The sequence below is a fragment of the Pelistega ratti genome (assembly GCF_009833965.1).
GTDB lineage: Bacteria > Pseudomonadota > Gammaproteobacteria > Burkholderiales > Burkholderiaceae_B > Taylorella > Taylorella ratti.
In genome coordinates, this window is sequence record NZ_CP047165.1 from 2,082,513 (window position 1) to 2,104,722 (window position 22,210).

Here is a 22,210-nt window from a genome sequence, read left to right on the forward strand (position 1 = left end):
GCAGGAATAAGTCCTGCTATTTCTTTGTTGCTAAAGATACTATTAATATTGAGTAGCTTCGTTTAATGCTGTTTGAATATCTGCATCAATTTCTTTTTTATTGATAATTTGTTGCCCATTAGCATCTACTTCTAATTGAACAGCTTTATCCTTTAAGATAGGATTCCCATTACTATCTTTTTTAACTACAAATAGTGGTGTATCAATAATATCAGTAAGAAGAGCGGCAACGAGATAACCATTTTCAACAATACGGAGGGTAGCATCCTCTAATTCCTCTATGTTACCACCGTAACGAACTGATAAATCAACACGCTTTAAATCCTCAAAATAGTGGGTAAATTTAGCATAGATATGTTGTAGTGCCTTCTCAATTTTAGCTGCATAAAGATCAATTTCTTTGAGGTGTGTTGCTGCTAAAGCAAGTTTTTTTACTGCTCTGGCGGATTCAGTACGAAAATCTCTTGCATTCTCTAATGCTTCTTCTGCATGATTATCATAGGCAAAACCTGCTACGGCAATAATAGGTGCAGCTACAACACCACCTAAAATTGCTGCTCCGCCAGCCATACCTAATCCACCTGCTGATAATGCACCGCCTCCAATAGCAGCCATTGTAGCATTATATGCAGCTGCTCCTGATAGGGCTGCAATAGGAGTTCCTGTTGATGCCGCAGCAAGTGCCATCACACCCCCATAGGTAGCATAAGCGGCAGCGGCACCGGCAACACCAGCTCCTGCTAATTGTGTCATATAGGTTGTTGCTGAAAGAGATAAATCCGCTACTTTGTTAAGACGATATGGGGGGACGTTAATCTTAATGTCCTTATTAGAGGATTTAGCGAGTTTATTTAATAACTCTTCTGCTATTTTTTTAAACTCTGCAAAATCTGTTCCGATTTTTAATTGTAATTTACCAAGGCTCTCTAGCTGTTGGTCAGTTTTTTTCTCTACCTTATCAAAATCAGATCGAGCTTTATCATAAGCTTGTTGGGCTTCTTTTGTAATATCCTCAGCAATTGATTTTTTCTGATAACCTTCATAACCTTTTTTGATACCTGCTACGGCAGCGGCAGCCGCAGCTGCTCCAAGAATAAATGGTAAAGGCATTTTAATCTCCTATTATTGATTCATAAAAATTAACTGTACTTTCTTCTTAGCATAGCAATTTGAATAACAGCTGGTATTGTTACTCGTTTTGCAGGTCCTGCTAAATCACTTACTGTCCACATGGTGGTTAGTCCCCACCCTATTGGTCCTGTTGCAATACCTAATAAACGTCCTAATAAGGTTTGTTGTAGAAAAATAGGGGCAAAATTCATAAAAACGATAGGTGAAAAATTTACATTCAAAAGAGCTGCTTGTAAGCTAGCTGTTAATGCTTGATTACTAAGATTTGTGGTAGGTAAATCTAAACTTTGTAATACTTCTTTCTTTTGTTCTTCAGATAAATCCTCAATGGCTTGTGTATAAACTTTATCTAATAAGTTTTTTTCAATAGCTTTAGTAGAAGAGCTTTTATTAAAGTTTACCTTCATATCTTCACATGCATCACAAAGAATTTCTTTATACAAGACTCCTTTACCTAACCTAAAGATTGTTGCGATAGTATTTGCCCCAAATGTTTGAATTTCTGCGGCAATGTCTTGCCAGTATTTTTGATGGTCTGGATAATATCGCCTATAGTTTTGTGATGATGTGAGTTCTTCCGTATTACGAGTTTTTCCATCTTCAGGATCATGTGTCAATAAATATACAAGATCATTTAAATCTTCATTTGAGCAATAAGCTAAAAACTCAAGGTCTCTGTCCTCTCTATAAGCCATTATTTTTCCTTTATCAGTTGATAGAATATCTATTACGATTAATTCAAAAATTAATACTTATTCCTTCTAAGTTTGAGGATATAAGCATTTATTAGCATTACTTCTTATGTATTCTTTAAAGATAAAAATCCTATTTGTCTTGAGATATATAAGGATTCTAGCTTAATTTCTTGCAAGGTTATGTCGCAGTCATTAATTTATTTTTGTATTTTTTTTTTTTTTTTTTTTTTTTTTTTTTTGAGGGGATTGTTGATTTTATTTTTAATATCAATAGGTTATGTATTAAGAATACAAATTGTAAATTATTTTGATGTGTGTAATTTATACAACAATTAGTAAGAAATTTTAAATTGATATTCTATGTTTTAAATAATAAATAAATTCTATAAGGGATAAATAGCAGATATATTTACCTAATACTTTAATTAGAGTTTATTAATTTGGGAAAAAGAAGATTTAGATAGTTTTGCATACAGTTAAGCAATATATAAAGAAATCTCTTAAATATGTATTGCTAAAAGTATTAACTAAACAACAGGATAAAATGGTTTTCCCCAATCAATTTCATTCGGATTATCAATCATAATATTTAGTATTAGGGGCATAAGTGTTGTTAGAATAGCACAGGCATCTTTAACTTGTGAGCGATTAACTGAGCTATTAAATGTAGAGCTACCATGTAGAATTTGATTACGAAGCGTATAGAGTCGCTGACAAAGAATAATTAAGATTTTAGCAGTATCCTGATTGGAAAGAGCGTATTGTAAGCTTTTTTTAGATTGTTTAAAATTGCTTAACCACTCTTGCTCAGTAATCTTATTATTATGAAAATCCCAAAAGGGTTGGAAAATATAGGGATTGTCTAATAGAGTACGGATGCTTCCTGAGAAAGTATGCCAAATAAGATGATAAATTTTTTGATTTTTATCAAACTCACAGATTCGAAAAATTAACTCATTAAAAGCAATTTTTTCACTTAATTTATCATCTATTTCTTGAGCATAAGCAGCATTAAAGGATACCCATAAGGCAATAAACTTAAAATCTAACTCTTCTGTTTGTTCAGCTTGTTTTAACCAGCTTAGTGAACGATGGATGCGTAAACGAAAATTATCTGAATAGTGTTCTTTATTTTGTTTATAAATTTGTTCAAGTTGGGTAAGTTGCATAATTAACAGGAGAATGAGAAAGATTATAATTAAGTAAAAATTGAAAGCTAGTAATAATACATTTTATGATAAGGTGAGCAATAAGAGCTAACCATCTATAAAGTAAGTGGTTAGCCTTTTATTATATTTTCATTTGTCAAATTAAGCTAGACATTTTTAGACATTGCTTTTTTAAGAGCCTCTTTTAAATAGATCAGAAAAACATGGTAAGGGGTTTTATAACCGAGAGATTTTCTAGGTATCATATTTATTTTATGAGCAATACTGGACAAATATGATTGAGTCATTCCTATAAAATCAGTCTGTTTCGGTAGTCCATGTCGGCGTAATAATCCATTAGAATGTTCATTAAGTCCTCTCTGACTTGGACAGCCTGGATCGGCAAAGAAAATATCAATATCATGTGCATTGGCAATCGTTTTCCAGTCAGAGAACTCTTTGCCTCTATCAAAGGTGATGGATTTAAATAAATGAGGTAGAGTTGAAAAAGAAGACATCCAGCGACTGATTGCCTTTTGTATATCCTGTGCTTTTCGTCCATCTGTTTGTAAGGTAATAATAGCTTTAGACTTTCTCTCAACCAGTGTTATCACCGCACTTTGATGATTTTTCCCTACGATAGTATCGCCTTCTAAATGTCCAAATTCTTCCTTAAACGCTGGATAATATTTGGCTCGTTCATGAATATCCCTTACAAAAGCTTGTTTACCCCGTGTTTCTTTTCGTCCATTGGCTCTACGCTTACCTTTCCAAGGTAAATCCTCTTTCTTAAAAACACCTCGTTCCACTAAGCGATACAGTGTTCTCATTGAGCAAGAAATCTTCTTGCGATAGACCCCTTTAATCACATCAAAGTTCCACCCCTTATTCAAATGGGCTTGTATCAACGCTCTCTCTTTCTTGGATAATTGGGTTTTACCTTGTCCACAATAGCGCTTATTCTTTTTATACTGTTCATAATATTCATAGGCAGAGTAACCCTTTTTTAACATCGCTATTACCTTATAGATCGTTTGCCTTGACCGATTTAATGCCTTAGCTATATCTATTACTTTTTTACCAATTTGGTAATATGCCTCTATTATGACCAATTCATTTATGCTAAGATGTCTATAAGTCATTTATGTTAGTTCCTTTTCAGTAAATGTGGTGTTTATCTGAATCTAATGTAAATGGCTTTTTTGTCTAGTCTTTTGTCTAACTTAATTTTACAAATTGGGTGTATTGATATCTTTCTCATTTAATAGAATATCTGTGCTATTTGAATAGGATTAAGCACGACTATTACTTATTCGTTCTGATAGGAATGTTGATAATATATTGACTTTTGCACTATGTCGTAAATGGGGTGGATAGATAAGATAGATACCATCTTCCTCAAGAGTATCTGTTGGGGTAATTTGCCAGTCAATGAGAAGAGGGTGTAATTCTCCTGTTTGTAGGTAAGGCATGATGAGCCAGTCGGGCAGATGTGTGATTCCTTGTCCATTTAATGCACTAGAAAGTAAAATATGAACGCTATTTGTACTGAGTGAACTATTTATTGGTATAAATTCACTTTTGCCCTTTTGTCGGAAAAACCATTTAGGAGCATAGCCGTGATAAATATAAGGTAAACAGCGGTGATTCGTTAAATCAGATGGTGTTTTAGGGATACCGTATTGTGAGAGATAGTCTGGGGAGGCGACTAAGAGACGTTTTTGTGTGGTGAGTTTCTTGGCAATGAGCCTATCATCTGCTACTCTTCCTAGGCGAATGCCTATATCAAAGCCTTCTGTTATAAGATCAATAAATGTATCTGTTACTAAGGCTTCTAATTCAATTTTTGGGTATTGTTGGGAAAATTCGATGATTAATGTACTTAATTTACTATTCCCATAATCGATTGGAAAGGTGATGCGTAGTTTACCTTGTGGCTCTGCTTGTTCGTTTTGTAATGATTGATTGGCATCAGCTAAGTCCGCTAGAATAGGGCGTATTTTAGTGAGATAACGTTCTCCTGCTGCTGTGAGGGTGAGTTTACGTGTAGAGCGTGTAAATAGTGTAACACCAAGATGATTTTCTAGTGTATCAATTTGGCGAGTGACTGAGGATACGGCAATGCCCATCAGTCGAGCTGTCGCAGTAAAACTACCATTATGAGCAATATGTTGAAAAATTGTAAGGGCATGAAAATAGTCCATTTTTATTCCTTTTATTATTGCGTTTTTTGCAAAACTATTTGTATTTTAAAACATATTATCATTTTAAATAATAAGAAATATAATATCTTCTATTGAAAAGGAGTACTAAGATGAAAAATGTACCAAATTTATCGATTTTAGGAAAAGACGATAGCCATTTATTTAATAATGCTGAAAGGGTAGCATCTAAAACAGATCTTTCACCTGACCTTGCTGATCATCGTGCTTTTTCTCGTGTGTTTCAACGTGATAAGCTTACCTTTGGGTTAATTGCACCATTTAAAGGGTATGCAGATGTGCCTATTCCAAGTATTGAAGACTTAGGGGATATAGCAGTATTAGCCGATCAATTAGGTTTTGCGGCATTATGGTTACGTGATGTACCTTTTTATGATCCAAACTTTGGTGATGTCGGGCAAGGATTAGATCCGTTTGTATCGCTAGGCTATTTAGCGGCGAAAACAAAAGATATTGCTTTGGGTACAGCAGGGCTTGTTTCTCCTTTGCGTGAGCCTATTCATATCGCTAAAGCAGCAGCGAGTACAGATGTTTTAACAAATGGTCGGTTTATTTTGGGTTTATCGAGTGGTGATCGTCCTGTGGAGTATCCTGCATTTAAAGCAGATTTTGAGAATAGAGCAGAGCGTTTCCGTGAAAGCTGGGAAATGATAGATACCTTATTACGGAATGACTTTCCCCGTTTTAAAGGAAATCACTATGGGGATTTACAAGGGAATATTGATTTTATTCCTAAAATTAAACACCGCCTACCAATGGTGGCGATAGGACGTGCTAGACAAGAATTGAGTTGGTTAGCCAATCGTGCGGATGCGTGGATTTGGCATGGTGTTGATCCTAAAGATACCGCTAAAATAGTGAACACTTTATCGACTCTCAATCAAGATGGTACATGGCATCCTTTTGGCTATGCTAATTTTATTGATTTGTCTGAGGATAGAAATGAGCCTGTGCGTCTTTTTAATAAGATTTATTTGCGAGGTGGTGCAAATGGTTTGAGAGAGTTCTATCAAGAGCAAAAAGCACAAGGTTTGGCTCATGTAACGCTTAACCTAAAACCTACGCGTAGAGGTAGTGTAGAGGTATTGCAAGAGCTAGCGGAAGAAGTGGTAGGGAAAGTGTAGTGGTTGGATTGTTAATCCCTATCTATTAGCATATTATAGCTATTATAGTAAAAAGCACGGCAAAATAGTGTTAAGTCGATTAAGTTGTTTCTCGCTATGCTTGAAAAACTCGTTTGATTAATCACTATTTTCTGTGTTTTTTGCTACTAATCAGATAAATGAAATAAGTAAAGTAGAATGCTCTATTACCGTAGGTTAAATATGAATTATTTGAGTCTTTATAAATTTTGAGAAAAGGAAAACAATACTGAATCATATCTTATAGTGATTATCACTATACAAAATATATTTCTAAAATCAATCCTTAAAAATCTCCTTATCAAATATTAACTACATCTCCCTCATTTGATTTTTGTTAAAAAATATTTAAAAATAATTCTTTTTGTGGTTTAATTGTAAAAGAATTTACCGTACTATTATCAGATAGACTTTGTATTCTGATAAAATAACCCCTTTAAGTAAGAGAATAAAAATAACTCAGTTGTTTTTAATATGAGTAGATAAGGATTTTTATGGATTTAACGCTCGCACAGTGGCTCACACCTTGGGAGTTTTCCCCTACACTGATGATTTGTTTTATAGTGAGTGCTTATCTATTTATTAAAGGCACATTGACTAGGCATGTGAGCTTCACTCGTCAGTTATTATTCTGGTCAGGTTGGGTGATGCTTTATTTATCTTTACATACCCATGTTGATTATTTTGCTGAAAGGGTATTTTTTGTTCATCGTGCTCAGCACGTTTTTTTACACCATTTAGCACCTCTATTAGTGATGGCAGCCTATCCGGGTCAGGTGATGCGTGTAGGGATGCCTCGTTCTTGGCGAGTGGCGTTACGGCGGTTTTTGGCGAGTAGAGTAGGGCAGATTGTAGAGCGTATTTGTACGGATAAATACTTTGTTCCTTTCCTTTTTGTCTTTTTAGTGTTGGTATGGTTGATACCAACGGTTCAATTTTATTCTATGCTGGATATTTACCTTTACCGCTTAATGAATTGGTCGGTAGTGGTCAGTGGTTTTATGTATTGGAATTTGGTGCTAGATAGACGTCCCTCTAAACCAGCGGCTATGTCGCCAAGAGGAAGAATTTTATCCCCTATCTTTACGATGATTCCACAAATTATTGCCGGTATTTATATTGCACTTGCCCCTAATGATTTGTACCCTTTATTTGATTTATGCGGAAGAGCCTTACCGATTTCTGCGAGTAAAGATCAGACTTTTGGTGGAATTATTATGTGGGTGCCTGCGGCAATTGTTGAAAGTTTTGGTATTTTGGTGGCATTGTCTAATTGGATGCGATTAGCGGCAAAAGGTCGTTTAGCAAAAAGATAAATGCTACAAAAGAGGGGCTAAATTTACCTACACATTACACCCTACACCCATTATGTAGTAGGAAAATCATTATCAATGTATATAGGTTCTATGCCCTCTAAATTATTTATACCCTATCGCAGTGGTATTTTTTTGCGCTACTTTTCTTGTATCGTACGTTACCCTCTATTTAGTATGTTTACTTAAACGGGTTACTTCCTTATTATTGCTTATCCTCAAAAAAGCGGAGCACTCGCTGGCTTAGCCAACCTAAATGAGAGGGAAATCTTCCTTGAGAAAAACCAACATGCCCCCCATGTAAGGGTTGATGTAATAGCACTTCGCTTGATACCTCATCTACTGTCGGTAGGCTATTTGCAGGAATAAAAGGATCATTTTTAGCGTTAAGAATCAGTGTAGGGGTATGAATATTTTTTAATACGGGTTTAGCAGAGCAACGTCTCCAATAATCTTCAGCATCTTTAAAACCATGTATAGGGCCGGTATAAATATCATCAAATGCTTTGAGGGTTTTAACCGCTAAGATTTCTTTAATAGGGATAAGATCGGGAAACTGTTGGTATTTTTGTTGTATTTTGTGTTTCATACTACTGAGGAAATAGTTGGTATAAACCACTTTCCCAAAAAAGCCTGTCCCTAGCTGCTTACCGGCGGCAGATAAATCAGTAGGTGCTGAAATACCCACTGCTCCTTTTAAGAATATAGTTTGAGGTGATGCTTCACCGAGGTATTTTAAGAGGACATTACCCCCCATAGAAACCCCTGCAGCATACCATTGTGCATGAGGTAGTCGAGCCTTGATAGCGGACATCACTGTAGCAACATCGGCAATATCGCCTGAAAAATAGGAACGAGCAAGTCGATTGGGTTCACCTGAACAGCCTCGAAAATGTGCCACAACAACCGCCCACCCCGCCAATCTTAAATCATGGCAAAGGGATTGTGCATAATGGCTTTGACTAGATCCTTCTAAACCATGAAAGAGAACAAATGCCTTGCCTGTATAATTTGGTATAGGGGTGGTATTTTTATTAGAAGTATCTATAGAAGAGGGGGTAAAAGTATTGCTCTTAACTGAGGCGGAGTGGAAAGCGTATTGCTCTATCGTATCAGTCGGATAGGGAGGAATATTCCAATCTAAATCAATAAAATCCTGATCTGGCGTAGTAATACGTTGTCGCTCAAATGCAATTTTGGGATAGCGGGCAAACTTGCTACCTATAATTGTTTGGCTTTGCCCCTCAGGCAACCAAAAGGGTGGATAAAATTCGCTCGTATCAATACGCCCAGCCATTATTAATGTCCTTTTAGTTTTTCACCTGCTTTGAGTGTGTAAGTGGTTGAACAGTAAGGGCAAGTTGCAGAGTGATCAGGTGAATGTGCAATATCTAAAAAGACACGCGGATGTAAGCGCCAACGAGGGGCGTTAGGTGGGGGACAGTATAAGGGAACGTCTTGGGCGGTTATTTCAATAACTTCAGGTTTTTTTTGATCTGCCATGATAATTCTCCACAAATGAAAACTATTTTACCATATATACAAGCATATCTTTTTGATAAAGGTTACAATAGTAGCTTATGTGTAGAATCTTTGATTAACAGGGCTTTTATATTAAAAGCGCATATTTTATGGATAAGTAGTGTTGTTTCTCAAAGATTTTCTTCTTATAAAAACTGAGCCTTATAATGAGTGCAAACGAACACAAAAATAATTTAACTTTTAATGATTTTGGGTTGCATCCAGATTTACTTAAAGCGATTCAATTAAGTGGCTATACCAACCCTACACCTATTCAAGCACAAGCCATTGGTCCTATTATAGATGGATATGATGTCATGGGAGCTGCACAGACGGGTACAGGTAAGACAGCTGCATTTACACTACCGCTATTACATCGTATGATGCCTTTTGCGAGTACGAGTACATCGCCAGCACGCCACCCTGTGAGAGCATTGATTTTAACCCCGACAAGAGAGTTGGCAGATCAAGTTGCAGATAATGTGAAACGCTATGCTGAAACATCACCCTTACGATCTGCCGTTGTTTATGGTGGGGTAGATATTCACGCTCAGAAAGAAGAGTTGCGCCGTGGTTGTGAGGTATTGATTGCTACTCCCGGAAGATTGCTTGATCATATTGAGCAGAAAAATATTTCATTGGCACAAGTCAATGTGTTGGTATTAGATGAGGCAGATAGAATGTTGGATATGGGATTTATGCCTGATTTAGAGCGTATCCTACACCATCTACCTGTACAACGCCAAAGTTTATTATTTTCAGCGACATTTAGTCCTGACATTCGTAAATTAGGGCGAACTTTTTTAAAAAATCCTATTGAAATTAGTGTGGCAGCGAGTAATACTGCTGCTTCAACCGTTACACAGATTGCCTATAAAGTACCGAATGAGCATAAAAAGGCGGCATTGGTTTTTTTATTAAAAACGCGCAAATTGTCTCAAGTCATTATTTTTTCAAATACCAAAATAGGTACGGCACAAATTGCACGTGATTTAACGCAAGAGGGAATTACTGCAGAGTCGATTCATGGTGATAAATCGCAAATGGAACGAACACGTGCCTTAGAGGCTTTCAAAGAAGGGCGTGTGCAAGTGTTGGTGGCAACAGATGTGGCGGCTCGTGGTTTAGATGTAGCAGGTCTGGACTGTGTGATTAATATGGATTTGCCCTATAACCCTGAAGATTATGTTCATCGTATTGGGCGAACGGGTCGTGCGGGTGCATCAGGTATTGCGATTGCTTTTTATGGTGATCACAATGAAAAACAATTAGGGGATATTGAGGCGTTAATGAAAACCGCTGTTCCTAAAGAAGATTTATATATCCCTGATGTTTTTTTAGAGCGCTATCACCCTGGTCGGAAGAAAGATACCTATCATCGATATAGTAAGCAAGAACCTATAGATCCTTTTTTCTATGCTCCGTATGACCCAGAGGAAGATGATGGATTATTAGAGTCTTCTACTATTGAGAAAAGAGATTTCCCAGAGGTCAATGCACCACCGCTCGCGGTTTTATTAGGTGGTCGTCCTAAGCCTAGAAAATAATATAATTGATTTTTGCTTATATAAATCGTCATTTATAGATACCCTCAGTATTGGATTTTCTATATTGGGGGTATTGTTTTGTGGGCTAGAGTATTACTATTTTGAAAGGGATAAAAGAATATTAAATGGTCTTCATCGGTACTTATGGGGTTGTATTCCTATAAAAGCGTTTATTCTTTAGGATTAAATATTTTGTATAAGAAGAAACCTATCTAAAAGAGAATAGCTATACTAAAATATCTTTTAACCATAAAATAAATAGCCTGTTACGTTTTTATCCCTCCAAGAGATTGGCTAAATTATCAGGCCCATTCTGTATGGTGTAAGTTGTCGCGAGATTTTCTTCAGTGGTTTGGATTAACCGCTTTAGGTGTTCGATATGCGGTAGCATAGTACCAAAGAAAAAGTTTTTATCTTGTTGTTGAATAAGGATGGTAGGAAAGTTTTCTACATCTATATCATCTAATAATTCAGGTGAATCTTCTATATCTATCCAAACAAATAGATGCTGTGGAAATTGCTGGCTAAGTTGTTCAAAAGCAGTCAAGTAGGTGGTACAGGTATTGCACCATTGCGCACAATAGCAAGCAATCGTCAATCCTGTTGAGTGTGTAAGTGCTGTTTTAAGCGTTTCTGCTTGAGTGACAATATCATTAATAAACATAGAAAATGGTTATCCTTATCATGCACAAAGATATGCTTGTGCTATTATAAAATAATTGCTTGGATATAAAATTTCTGATGAGGTTATTATATCTGTAAAAAGAGGTATGGCTATGCATTGATAAGGTAGTGTAACTTATTTAATCCAGTGGATAATCTGGTGTCGTGAGCTATTTTTTAGGATAGCGAAGATGTGAAGCAATAAAGATAAATGTAGGTAAAAAAATGTCTCAGCAAAGAAAGTTTGGTTTAATTGTAGTGGGTGATGAGATTTTATCGGGTCGCCGTCAAGATGCGCATTTTAGCAAGGTGATTGAACTACTAGGCAAAAGGGGACTTCAGCTGTCATGGGCACATTTTGTTCCTGATGATTTTGATGCGTTAGTGCAAGAGTATCAACGCTCTTTTGCAAGTGGTGATATTGTGTTTTCTAGTGGTGGTATTGGTTCTACTCCTGATGATAAAACACGGGATGCGGTTGCTCATGCTTTAGAATTACCGCTACAGTTACACCCAGAGGCTGCCGAATTAATTACACAAAGAACGTTAAAAATGGCAGAAAAAGGTGTCTATAGTTCAGATATGGGAACCCCTGAAAATCAACGCCGTTTAGCAATGGGTTTATTTCCTCAGGGGGCAGAAATAGTTCCAAATGCCTATAATCAAATTCCCGGTTTTTTTATTAAAGATCATACCTTTGTACCGGGTTTTCCAGAAATGGCATGGTCAATGATAGAGTGGGTATTAGATACACATTATGCCTATTTACACAATACGCAGATAGAGCAAAGTCAGTCGGTATTTGTATATAACTTACCAGAGTCTCGTATTACGGCAACACTTGAATTTATTGAAAATAAATGGCCATCGGTTAAAACATTTAGCCTACCAACGGTAGAGCGTAATGGACAACCTCCTTATATTGATTTAGGGGTTAAGGGTGCTGACCAACAAGCATTACAAGAGGCTTTTGATCATCTCAAGGAGGCTGTGCTTCGTTTGGGTGGGCATTTTATGGATAAACTAGATAATTAAAGAGGATATTTATAAAATACGCAGATAATAGTTTAAATATAAAATTAAATACTATTAAAAATATAAAAGGTATCTTACTATGCCTGTAGTGAGATACCTTTTCTGTAATTGCTTACTTAAAGCATTACCCTCTTAGTGCTTCTACACATTCTTGCACTAGTTTAGGCCCTTTATAAATTAACCCAGTATAGAGTTGTACAGCATTAGCCCCAGCATTGACTTTTTCAATGGCTTGTTGTCCTGACATAATACCGCCAACACCAATAATTGAAAATTCTTGCCCTAAGGCTTTTCGTAAGGTTTCAATCACGCGTAAAGAGAGTTCATGTACCGCAGGTCCTGATAAGCCGCCTGCTTCAGTCGCATTGGCAAATCCCTGAACATAGTCTCTAGTGAGTGTTGTATTGGTCGCAATAACCCCATCCATTTTATGGGTTGTGAGTAAATGGGCAATTACATTCACTTGTTCACTATCCATATCTGGGGCAATTTTAATGGCAATAGGAACATAGCGTTGGTGCAAATCAGCGAGTGCAAGGCGTTTTTCTTGTAATTGTTTTAGTAAAGTACTTAACTCATCTTCCCCTTGCAGAGAGCGTAGATTTTTTGTATTGGGGGAGGAAATATTAATCGTAATATAGTCAGCAAAAGGATAGACCCCTTCTAATCCAATAAGGTAGTCACCACTTGCTTTCTCGATAGGTGTATCTGCATTTTTCCCTAAATTTAACCCTAGTACGCCCCCTTTTTGCCTAAATGTACTTTGTTGTACATTACGCAGAAAGGTCTCTAATCCCTCATTATTAAATCCCATGCGGTTAATAAGACTTTCTTTTTCAGGGATTCTGAATAGGCGTGGTTTAGGATTGCCCGGTTGTGGGCGAGGTGTGACTGTTCCTACCTCTATAAAACCAAATCCCAAACTGGATAAGGGATCAATAAATTCCCCGTTTTTATCCAGCCCTGCCGCTAATCCGACAGGGTTTTTTATGTCAATCCCCATGATTTTACTAGGTAAGGGAGCTATAGTATTCTGGGTAAAGGTCTTTAATAAAGGGTTTTGATAATGTTTTTTGAGTTGTTCTAAAGTAAAGTGGTGTGCTTTTTCAGCATCCATTGAAAATAAAACAGAACGTGCTAAGGTATAAGGGTTTAAACGGTCAAACATAGGGGTTATATGAGTAGAATAAATGAATGGTAACTATTGTAGAATAATCAAGGTCTTTAGTGGTTCGTAAAGGGTGAATATAGGGAATAAATACGCGTATTAATATGATAAATTTATTGATGGTAAGAATAAAGTATCTAATATTTGTGGATGAATAATGCCTTTTTCCCATATGATAGGTGGTTGAGAGCAGACTTTATCAAGATGGAGCGAAAAATCTCTTCGACTAATACAAGTCCCTCCCATACGAGTAAGATGCCCTGTTTCTTGCTGGCAATCAATGAGAAATACTTGCTGTTTTGCTAAGTAGTACATCAAAAAAATAAGGGCTAATTTAGAGCTATCGGTTTGGTGTGAAAACATAGATTCTCCAAAAAACATTTTCCCTATGCTGACTCCGTATAACCCCCCGACTAGCGTATCTTCATACCATGTTTCAATACTATGGGTGATCCCTGCATGATGTAGTTGTGTATAAGCTATTATAAAGTCTTCACTAATCCATGTTCCTTGTGCATATTCTCTTGTACTAGCACAGTGTTGAATCACAGAAGAAAAATCCGTATCAATTTTAATTTGCCAAGGCCCATCAGGGTTTCGATAGAGTTTTTTAAGTAATTTGCGCATACTATGTGAGATGTTTAGTTGCTCAAAAGGTAAAACCATTCGTTGGCTAGGATTCCACCATAATAAGGGTTCATCAGGCATACTCCATGGAAAAATACCTAAACGATAAGCGAGTAATAGCCGTTGTGGTGATAAATCACCGCCCCACGCTAATAAACCATCAGGTTCTTGTAAGGCACTTTCTACAGGTGGGAATGCTAGTGTGGTAAGTTGCGGAAGATATAACTGTGTTGGCATCGTAAGCAAAGAAGTAAATAAGTATCGTTAAAATTTTATCAAATGTTTAGGACATAGTAGAGAGAATAAAAAAGGGTATGACAATAATGTCTCAAATAACATTTCAAAGGGTTTTTATGGATATAGTTGATATAAAATCCCATATATAATAGTGGGGGGGTTGTAGATGCTTTATTGTTATACTTTTTACGAAACCTTATTTTTAGTTAGTAAAAGTGGTGAGGTTTAGTTATTCTAAATAAGCCACTTTTATATATCATCCAAACAAAATATCTACAGATCCTAATATGAAGAGTTTTCTAAAGAAGCGTAGGGTAGTTTAATGACAAGTGCTTTTGATACTGCTTGGCGTGCCGAAGTATTTGAAGATTTTAGTGATACAGATAAGCAATTTTTAGATAAAGTTATTGCTTGGGTAGAGCCTTATATTGCTGATAAGGTTTTATTTACGCAAGAATTAGCTGTCCATCATGTTAAAGGTACGCTGAAAGTGCTATCTTTATTAGAGATGGATGTGGCGACAATGGCGGCAGCGCTTATCTCAACGATTACCTTAACGCAAGAGGGTAGCCATCTACTGGAAGATAGTCAATTTACCACCAAAATATTAGATGAGTTTGGGACGGAGATTTTTGATTTGGTTGAGGGAGCTCAAGCTTTAATTCGTATTGGTACGGTTGCCTCACAAGCCACATTAGCGACAGAAGAGCAAGAAAAACTGCAGCAAGAAATGCTACGTAAAATGCTATTAGCGATGGCAACGGATTTACGAATTGTTTTAATTCGATTAGCGGCACGTTTGCAGACTTTACGTTGGTATGCTGAAAGTAAATTACCTTGTCCTCCAGAAATTGCTTTACAAACAAGTAATATTTATGCCCCTTTGGCAAACCGTCTTGGTATTTGGCAAATTAAGTGGGAAATGGAAGATTTATCGCTACGATTTTTAAAACCTGAGATTTATCGAGAAATTGCTCAAAAATTAGAAGCAAAACGTACAGAAAGAGAAGACTTAGTTAATAATTTTATTGCTAAATTACGCCAATCACTAGAAGAGCAACATATTAAAGCAGATGTCGCAGGTAGGGCAAAGCATATTTATAGTATCTATAATAAAATGCGTAATAAATCACTCGCTTTTGAAGAGTTATATGATTTATTAGCAATTAGGATTATTGTTAAAACTGAAAGAGATTGTTATACCGCCCTATCATTGGTGCATTCTTATTGGACACCGGTGATGGAAGAGTTTGATGATTATATCGCTCGACCAAAACCGAATGGTTATCGTTCATTACATACGGTTGTGAAAGATGATAAAGGCCATATTTTTGAGGTGCAAATCCGTACGCATCAAATGCACCAATTTGCTGAATATGGGATGGCTGCCCATTGGCGTTATAAAGAAGCAGGAAAACAAGGCGGTAAAGTCAGTGCTTCTAGTCTATATGATCGCCAGATTTCTTGGATGCGCCAACTCCTCTCATGGCGTAAGGAAGTGGGTATTACCGAGCAAGCCGAAAAAAACCAAACGGCTTCTCAAGCAGATATTGCGCGTAAAAAAACAGCGCTTGAGAAAGAAAAAGAACAACTTATTAAAACAAAACCAACGCAAGATAAACCTGATCGTATTTATGTGATGACCCCACAAGCTCGATTATTAGAGCTACCAGCAGGTAGTACGCCTGTCGATTTTGCGTATTTACTGCATACGGATTTAGGACACCGTTGTCGTGGAGCAAAGGTAGATGGTCAGTTAGTGGCATTAAATACTCCCCTAAAAACAGGGCAAACGGTAGAGATTATTGCGGCTAAATCGGGAGGCCCCTCTCGCGATTGGTTAAATCCCCAATTAGGGTATTTACATAGTCCCCGAGCTAAAGCTAAGGTGCGATTGTGGTTTAATGCAATCGAATTACAGTTGCGGATTAATCATGGTCAAGAATTAGTTGAAAAAGAATTACAACGTCTTGGTAAAACCTCAGTTAATCTTGAACATTTAGCGAGTAAACTGGGTTTTGCTCACCCTGATGACTTATATGTGGCGGTGGCTAAGGATGAATTTAGCTTACGACAAATTGCACAAGCCTTTGTAGAGGTAGAACCTTCTACCACTGAGGAAAAAACCTTGTTTTCGCCTCGACAAAGTGCGGCAACCAGTGCGACAACAACAGGTAAAAGTGGTGTCCTAGTGGTTGGGGTTGATTCTCTAATGACACAATTAGCACGTTGTTGCCATCCTGCACCGCCTGATGCGATTGGTGGTTTTGTGACAAGAGGAAGAGGGGTTTCTATTCATCGGATTAATTGCCCGTCTTTTAAAGTGATGCAACAAAAAGACCCTGATCGTATTATTGAAGTAGATTGGGGAAATACGAATGAAACAGTCTATCCTGTCAATATCAAAGTTGTTTCTATGGATAGGAATGGTTTACTGCGTGATATTTCAGAAGTATTTGCTAAGATGAAGTTAAATGTTATTGGCGTGCATACGCAGACAAAAGAGTCTAATGCTTACCTGAATTTTACCGTTGAAATCTCTAATGGTACGCAATTAAATAAAGCATTAAAAACGATTAGTGATGTTTCTGGGGTTATCAGTGCTCACCGTGTGTAGTTGCTTTGATTTTTAAGGGGTATTCTCATGTTAGAGCGTACTAATTTACGCTACAATAGTAGTTTATTAAATGAAGACCAGGGAGTTATCTTGGATACACCATTACCTGATGAAAGAGGACATTTTGCTCAGTATGGCGGGCTTTTTGTGGCGGAAACCTTGATGCATGCGATTTCCGAACTAAAAGAAGCCTATGAACGCTACAAAGATGATCCTGATTTTTTAGCTGAATTTCACCATGAGTTAGCCCATTTTGTAGGTCGTCCCAGCCCTATTTATCATGCGAAACGATGGTCAGAAACCCTTGGTGGTGCACAAATCTGGTTTAAACGTGAAGATTTAAATCATACAGGGGCTCATAAGGTCAATAATTGTATCGGTCAGATGTTACTCGCCAAACGGATGGGTAAAAAGCGCATTATTGCTGAAACTGGCGCTGGTATGCATGGTGTCGCCACAGCAACAGTAGCCGCTCGTTATGGGTTAGAATGTGTTGTCTATATGGGGGCAGAAGATGTTCGCCGTCAAGCTGCCAATGTTCACCGTATGAAGTTATTAGGAGCAAAGGTTATCCCTGTTACATCAGGCTCTAAAACACTTAAAGATGCTCTTAATGAGGCGATGCGAGACTGGGTTGCACATATTGATGATACATTTTATATTATTGGTACAGTAGCAGGCCCTCACCCTTATCCTATGATGGTGCGTGATTTCCAAAAAATAATTGGTGAAGAATGTATCGAACAAATGGCATTATTTGCTGGTCGCCAACCTGATTATGTTGTTGCGTGTGTGGGTGGTGGCTCTAATGCAATGGGTATTTTTTATCCTTATATTCCCTATGAAAATGTTCAACTACGAGGTGTTGAAGCAGGGGGTGATGGTCTTGAAACAGGGCGACATGCCGCATCCATTAATGCAGGGAAAGTAGGTGTTTTACATGGTAATCGTACCTATGTGATGCAAGATAAAGATGGTCAAGTACAAGAAACACACTCTATTTCTGCAGGACTAGATTATCCTGGTGTTGGGCCTGAGCATGCTTGGCTAAATGATACGGGGCGAGCTACATATGAAGTGATTAAAGATGATGAGGCACTAGAGGCTTTTCAGGCTTGTTGCCGATTAGAGGGGATTATTCCTGCCTTAGAGTCTTCTCATGCATTGGCTTATGCCGCTAAATTAGCACCCACGTTAGCAAAGGATAAGATTATATTAGTTAATGTTTCAGGCCGTGGTGATAAAGATATGCATACGGTAGCGGAATATTTACATATGGATTTATAAGGGAGTTGTATGGCAATGGCTCGAATAGAAAAAACATTTGCAGGAATACAAGACCGTGCAGCACTGATTCCTTATATTTGTGCAGGGGATCCTAATGCAGAAACCACATTAGCGGTTATGCATGCCTTAGTCCGTCATGGAGCGGATATTCTTGAGTTAGGGATTCCTTTCTCTGACCCTATGGCAGATGGCCCTGTGATTCAGCATGCAAGTGAACGTGCTTTAGCTGCTGGGATGACACTAGAAAAGGTTCTGAATATTGTTGCCCAGTTTCGTCAAACCGATACATCAACCCCTGTTGTACTGATGGGCTATGCCAATCCGATTGAAGCAATGGGAAGAGCAATATTTGCTGAAGCAGCGACAAAAGCGGGTGTTGATGGTGTATTGATTGTAGATTACCCACCAGAAGAGTATGATGAGTTTGGTATTTTGCTAAAATCTAAACAGATTGATCCTATTTTTCTGCTTGCCCCTACTTCTACGGTTGAACGTATTCAACAAGTAGCGAGTATTGCAAGTGGTTATTTATATTATGTTTCACTCAGAGGGGTAACAGGATCGGCACAGTTGAATATTGAAGAAGTTGAACAACGTGTCAAATTAATTAAACAATATGCTAATATCCCTGTTGGCGTAGGATTTGGTATTTCTGATGCACAGAGTGCTAAACGTATTGCTTCTGTTGCAGATGCTGTTGTCATTGGTAGTAAATTAGTAGATACAATGCATCAAGCAAGTAATGACCAAGTCATACAGGGTGTTTCAGTTGCTGTTGAACAGGCGGCTACTGAATGGATTGCCACTATCGCTCAAGCATTAAAAAAGGAATAGAAAATGAGTTGGTTAGATAAAGTTTTTCCACCTAAGATTAAAAAATCTGAAAATAGTAATCGTCGTGTCCCTGAGGGGGTTTGGGTAAAATGTCCTTCTTGCGAAACGGCACTTTATCATGAAGATTTAACTAAAAATCTTAATGTTTGCCCTAAATGTAATCACCATTTGCGTATTCGGGTGCGTGAGCGTATTGATACTTTATTAGACCCTGAAAATAGAGTGGAAATTGCGGCTAATATCCGTTCAACCGATCCTTTAAAATTTAAGGATTCTCGTAAATATCCTGAACGTATTAATGAAGCGACTAAAGCAACCAATGAAAAAGATGCTTTAGTGGTGGTTCGTGGAACCATTTCTGATGTTCCTGCGGTTGTTGCTGCATTTGAGTTCAATTTTATGGGTGGCTCTATGGGCTCAGTCGTTGGTGAAAAATTTGTACGAGGCGTACAAGAGGCTATTGAACACCGTGTTCCCTTTATTTGTGTGGCTGCCTCTGGTGGTGCGCGTATGCAAGAGAGTCTATTCTCATTAATGCAGATGGCAAAAACAAATGCAATGCTTACTCGTCTATCTGAAAAAGGGCTTCCTTTTATTAGTGTGCTAACTGATCCTACTATGGGTGGTGTTTCTGCGAGTTTTGCTTTTATGGGTGATGTTGTGATTGCTGAACCTAAAGCATTAATTGGTTTTGCTGGACCTCGTGTGATTGAGCAAACTGTGCGTGAGCAATTACCAGAAGGTTTCCAAAGAGCAGAGTTTCTTTTAGAGAAAGGAGCGGTTGATATGGTGGTTGACCGTAAAAACTTGAAAGAAGAAATTGCTCGTATTATTACCTTATTAATGCGTCAATCAGTAGAGGTTGTTCATTAATAACGTTATACCTATTTTATTGAAAGATAAATGATTTATCACAGAGATATTTAATGTCTTATGAGAGGAGTCAATTTATTGGATTTTCTGTCAATATTCTTAGAGACGGTCATGTTTTTTTAAGACGTGACCGTTCGTCATTGTATGTTTTCAATTAATCATTTAGGAATGTGTGGTATATGATTAAATCAATTTTTGAATGGTTTGAAAATCGTATTGATCCTTATCCTGAAACCAAACCTATTTCACCTAAAAAGGGACTTATTCCTTTTATTTGGTCAGGATTAGAGGGATTAAAGATTTATTTTTTATTACTGGTTATTTTTGCGGCGGGTGTCGGTATTTTTGAAGCTGTTCTCTTCAAATTTATGGGGTCGCTTGTGGATTGGATGGAACAGTATCCTGTGAGTCAATTATGGCAAGAGAAATCTCATACGATTATTGGAATGGGGGTTTTACTATTGCTGTTTCCTTTATGGATAGCCATATCTTGCAATATTCGTTTTCAGAGTTTGCAAGGTGTCTTCCCTATGCGATTACGCTGGAATTATCACCGTTTAATGTTGAGACAAAGCCTTGCTTTTTACCAAGATGAATTTGCAGGACGAGTTTCTGCTAAAGTAATGCAAACAGCACTAGCCGTACGCGATACCGTTATGATTTTAGCGGATATGATGGTATATGTGGTGGTTTATTTTTTAAGTGTTGGTATTATATTATCGCAATTTGATAGTTGGCTTATTTTACCTTTTGCTGGTTGGTTATTATTATTTGGTTGTGCTTTATATTGGTTTATCCCTCGCTTAGAAGAGTCGGCACGTTTACAGTCAGATGCACGTAGTTTGATGACAGGGCGAATTACAGATGCATACGCGAATATTCAAACTGTCAAACTATTCTCTTATGATGGTAGAGAAACAGCTTATGCTAAATTATCTATGCAAGAATTTATGGGGACTGTTCATAAACAAATGCGCTTAGTCAGTCAATTAGAAGTAACGAATCAAACCATTAATATGCTATTGTTAGCAAGTACAGCTGGACTTGGTTTATATCTCTGGACACAAGGGCAAGTCGGTGTAGGTGGGATTGCTGCGGCGACAGCGATGGCACTACGGGTTAATTCTTTATCGCATTGGATGATGTGGGAATCTGCTCGTTTATTTGAGAATATTGGTACTGTTCAAGATGGTATGAATACCTTGAGTAAACCACAAAAAGTTTTAGATGCTCCTGATGCCACTACGCTTAAAGTCAGTCAAGGAGAAATCGTTTTTGACCATGTAAATTTTATGTATGGTGAGAATAAAACGCTCTTAAATGACTTTAATCTTGTTATTAAACCGGGAGAAAAAGTTGGTTTAGTCGGACGTAGTGGAGCAGGTAAATCTACGCTGATGAATTTATTGCTACGTTTTTATGATATTAATGGAGGTCAAATTCGTATTGATGGTCAAGATATTAAAACGGTGAAGCAAGAGTCTTTACGTCGTCAGATTGGTTTAGTGACACAAGATACTTCTTTATTACATCGTTCTGTGCGAGATAATATTAAATATGGTCGAGTTGATGCGAGTGATGAAGAAATGTATGAAGCGGCAAGACGTGCACAGGCAGCTGATTTTATTCCACTTTTACAAGATAATAAGGGTCGTACAGGATATGATGCTTATGTTGGAGAACGAGGGGTAAAACTATCAGGAGGGCAACGTCAGCGGATTGCTATTGCACGGGTGATGCTAAAAGATGCCCCTATCTTGATTTTAGATGAAGCAACCAGTGCGTTGGACTCAGAAGTAGAAATTGCTATTCAAGAGAGTTTGAGTGAATTGATGCAGAATAAGACAGTCATTGCGATTGCTCACCGGCTTTCAACCATTGCGGCAATGGATCGATTAATAGTGATGGATCAGGGACGTATTGTAGAGCAGGGAACACATGAAGAGTTACTGGCGATGAATGGTGTTTATGCTCGATTATGGTCTCACCAGAGTGGTGGATTCTTAAATATGCACTAATTGTGTAGTGTTGATAGTGGGAGAGAAAAGTAGTGGATTTTTATTCACTACTTTTTTTCGTTCAATAAAAACAGATAAAAATAATTTTAAAAATTAGAAACTTATAGAGTGAATAAATAAAATAGCGACACT

19 protein-coding genes are annotated in these 22,210 nt (G+C 37.4%); 9 read left to right on the forward strand and 10 right to left on the reverse strand.

Annotated features, from left to right (window positions below; genetic code table 11):
* Window positions 1-42: 42 nt before the first annotated feature.
* The 5 genes from F9B76_RS09090 to F9B76_RS09110 all read right to left on the reverse strand — a co-directional run bounded on the left by F9B76_RS09090 (window position 43) and on the right by F9B76_RS09110 (window position 5,178).
* On the reverse strand, window positions 43-1,110 hold the full coding sequence (locus tag F9B76_RS09090) for a chemotaxis protein (RefSeq protein WP_159991820.1): 1,068 nt from the start codon (window positions 1,108-1,110) through the stop codon (window positions 43-45).
* Window positions 1,111-1,139: 29 nt separating this feature from the next.
* The gene (locus F9B76_RS09095; RefSeq protein WP_159991821.1) at window positions 1,140-1,826 is read right to left on the reverse strand and encodes a YaaW family protein; all 687 of its coding nucleotides are present in this window, start codon (window positions 1,824-1,826) and stop codon (window positions 1,140-1,142) included.
* Window positions 1,827-2,353: 527 nt separating this feature from the next.
* Complete coding sequence (locus F9B76_RS09100; protein ID WP_159991822.1) at window positions 2,354-2,995, reverse strand: HEPN domain-containing protein; 642 nt, start codon at window positions 2,993-2,995, stop codon at window positions 2,354-2,356.
* A gap of 146 nt (window positions 2,996-3,141) precedes the next feature.
* A complete protein-coding gene (locus tag F9B76_RS09105) occupies window positions 3,142-4,116 on the reverse strand; it encodes an IS30 family transposase (RefSeq protein WP_159991823.1) in 975 nt (324 codons plus the stop codon).
* A gap of 150 nt (window positions 4,117-4,266) precedes the next feature.
* Window positions 4,267-5,178 carry a LysR family transcriptional regulator gene (locus F9B76_RS09110; RefSeq protein ID WP_159991824.1) on the reverse strand — a complete coding sequence of 304 codons (912 nt, stop codon included), beginning with the start codon at window positions 5,176-5,178 and terminating at the stop codon, window positions 4,267-4,269.
* Between the two features lie 110 nt (window positions 5,179-5,288).
* On the opposite strand from F9B76_RS09110, the gene F9B76_RS09115 reads away from it, so the two are divergent.
* A complete protein-coding gene (locus F9B76_RS09115; protein WP_159991825.1) occupies window positions 5,289-6,320 on the forward strand; it encodes a TIGR03571 family LLM class oxidoreductase in 1,032 nt (343 codons plus the stop codon).
* 512 nt (window positions 6,321-6,832) lie between these two features.
* Window positions 6,833-7,654, forward strand: a complete 822-nt coding sequence (locus tag F9B76_RS09120) for a cytochrome c oxidase assembly protein (RefSeq protein WP_159991826.1) — start codon at window positions 6,833-6,835, stop codon at window positions 7,652-7,654.
* Window positions 7,655-7,856: 202 nt separating this feature from the next.
* Here F9B76_RS09120 and F9B76_RS09125 read toward each other — a convergent pair whose 3' ends face one another.
* Together F9B76_RS09125 and F9B76_RS09130 are read right to left on the reverse strand one after the other, a co-directional pair.
* A complete protein-coding gene (locus F9B76_RS09125; protein ID WP_159991827.1) occupies window positions 7,857-8,948 on the reverse strand; it encodes a YheT family hydrolase in 1,092 nt (363 codons plus the stop codon).
* A gap of 2 nt (window positions 8,949-8,950) precedes the next feature.
* A complete protein-coding gene (locus tag F9B76_RS09130; protein ID WP_159991828.1) occupies window positions 8,951-9,154 on the reverse strand; it encodes a zinc-finger domain-containing protein in 204 nt (67 codons plus the stop codon).
* 185 nt (window positions 9,155-9,339) lie between these two features.
* Between F9B76_RS09130 and F9B76_RS09135 the strand changes: the two genes are divergently transcribed.
* Window positions 9,340-10,719 carry a DEAD/DEAH box helicase gene (locus F9B76_RS09135; protein ID WP_159991829.1) on the forward strand — a complete coding sequence of 460 codons (1,380 nt, stop codon included), beginning with the start codon at window positions 9,340-9,342 and terminating at the stop codon, window positions 10,717-10,719.
* A 274-nt stretch (window positions 10,720-10,993) separates the two neighbouring features.
* Here F9B76_RS09135 and F9B76_RS09140 read toward each other — a convergent pair whose 3' ends face one another.
* The gene (locus tag F9B76_RS09140; protein WP_159991830.1) at window positions 10,994-11,383 is read right to left on the reverse strand and encodes a thioredoxin family protein; all 390 of its coding nucleotides are present in this window, start codon (window positions 11,381-11,383) and stop codon (window positions 10,994-10,996) included.
* A 224-nt stretch (window positions 11,384-11,607) separates the two neighbouring features.
* Between F9B76_RS09140 and F9B76_RS09145 the strand changes: the two genes are divergently transcribed.
* The gene (locus F9B76_RS09145) at window positions 11,608-12,417 is read left to right on the forward strand and encodes a competence/damage-inducible protein A (RefSeq protein ID WP_159991831.1); all 810 of its coding nucleotides are present in this window, start codon (window positions 11,608-11,610) and stop codon (window positions 12,415-12,417) included.
* A gap of 124 nt (window positions 12,418-12,541) precedes the next feature.
* On the opposite strand, the gene F9B76_RS09150 is transcribed toward F9B76_RS09145, so the two are convergent.
* Together F9B76_RS09150 and aat are read right to left on the reverse strand one after the other, a co-directional pair.
* A complete protein-coding gene (locus F9B76_RS09150; protein WP_159991832.1) occupies window positions 12,542-13,585 on the reverse strand; it encodes a quinone-dependent dihydroorotate dehydrogenase in 1,044 nt (347 codons plus the stop codon).
* 99 nt (window positions 13,586-13,684) lie between these two features.
* Window positions 13,685-14,449 (reverse strand): leucyl/phenylalanyl-tRNA--protein transferase, encoded by a 765-nt coding sequence (aat, locus tag F9B76_RS09155; RefSeq protein WP_159991833.1) that lies wholly within the window; start codon window positions 14,447-14,449, stop codon window positions 13,685-13,687.
* Window positions 14,450-14,771: 322 nt separating this feature from the next.
* Here aat and F9B76_RS09160 point away from each other — a divergent pair, with 322 nt between their 5' ends.
* The 5 genes from F9B76_RS09160 (at window position 14,772) to F9B76_RS09180 (ending at window position 22,078) form a co-directional block, all read left to right on the forward strand.
* A complete protein-coding gene (locus tag F9B76_RS09160; protein WP_159991834.1) occupies window positions 14,772-17,066 on the forward strand; it encodes a RelA/SpoT family protein in 2,295 nt (764 codons plus the stop codon).
* A gap of 162 nt (window positions 17,067-17,228) precedes the next feature.
* On the forward strand, window positions 17,229-18,353 hold the full coding sequence (gene trpB / locus F9B76_RS09165; RefSeq protein WP_243140715.1) for a tryptophan synthase subunit beta: 1,125 nt from the start codon (window positions 17,229-17,231) through the stop codon (window positions 18,351-18,353).
* Window positions 18,354-18,368: 15 nt separating this feature from the next.
* The gene (gene trpA / locus F9B76_RS09170) at window positions 18,369-19,187 is read left to right on the forward strand and encodes a tryptophan synthase subunit alpha (protein ID WP_159992181.1); all 819 of its coding nucleotides are present in this window, start codon (window positions 18,369-18,371) and stop codon (window positions 19,185-19,187) included.
* Window positions 19,188-19,190: 3 nt separating this feature from the next.
* Window positions 19,191-20,060, forward strand: coding sequence for an acetyl-CoA carboxylase, carboxyltransferase subunit beta (gene accD / locus F9B76_RS09175; RefSeq protein WP_159991836.1), 870 nt, complete (start codon window positions 19,191-19,193; stop codon window positions 20,058-20,060).
* Between the two features lie 179 nt (window positions 20,061-20,239).
* The gene (locus F9B76_RS09180; protein ID WP_159991837.1) at window positions 20,240-22,078 is read left to right on the forward strand and encodes an ABC transporter ATP-binding protein; all 1,839 of its coding nucleotides are present in this window, start codon (window positions 20,240-20,242) and stop codon (window positions 22,076-22,078) included.
* Window positions 22,079-22,210: the final 132 nt, after the last annotated feature.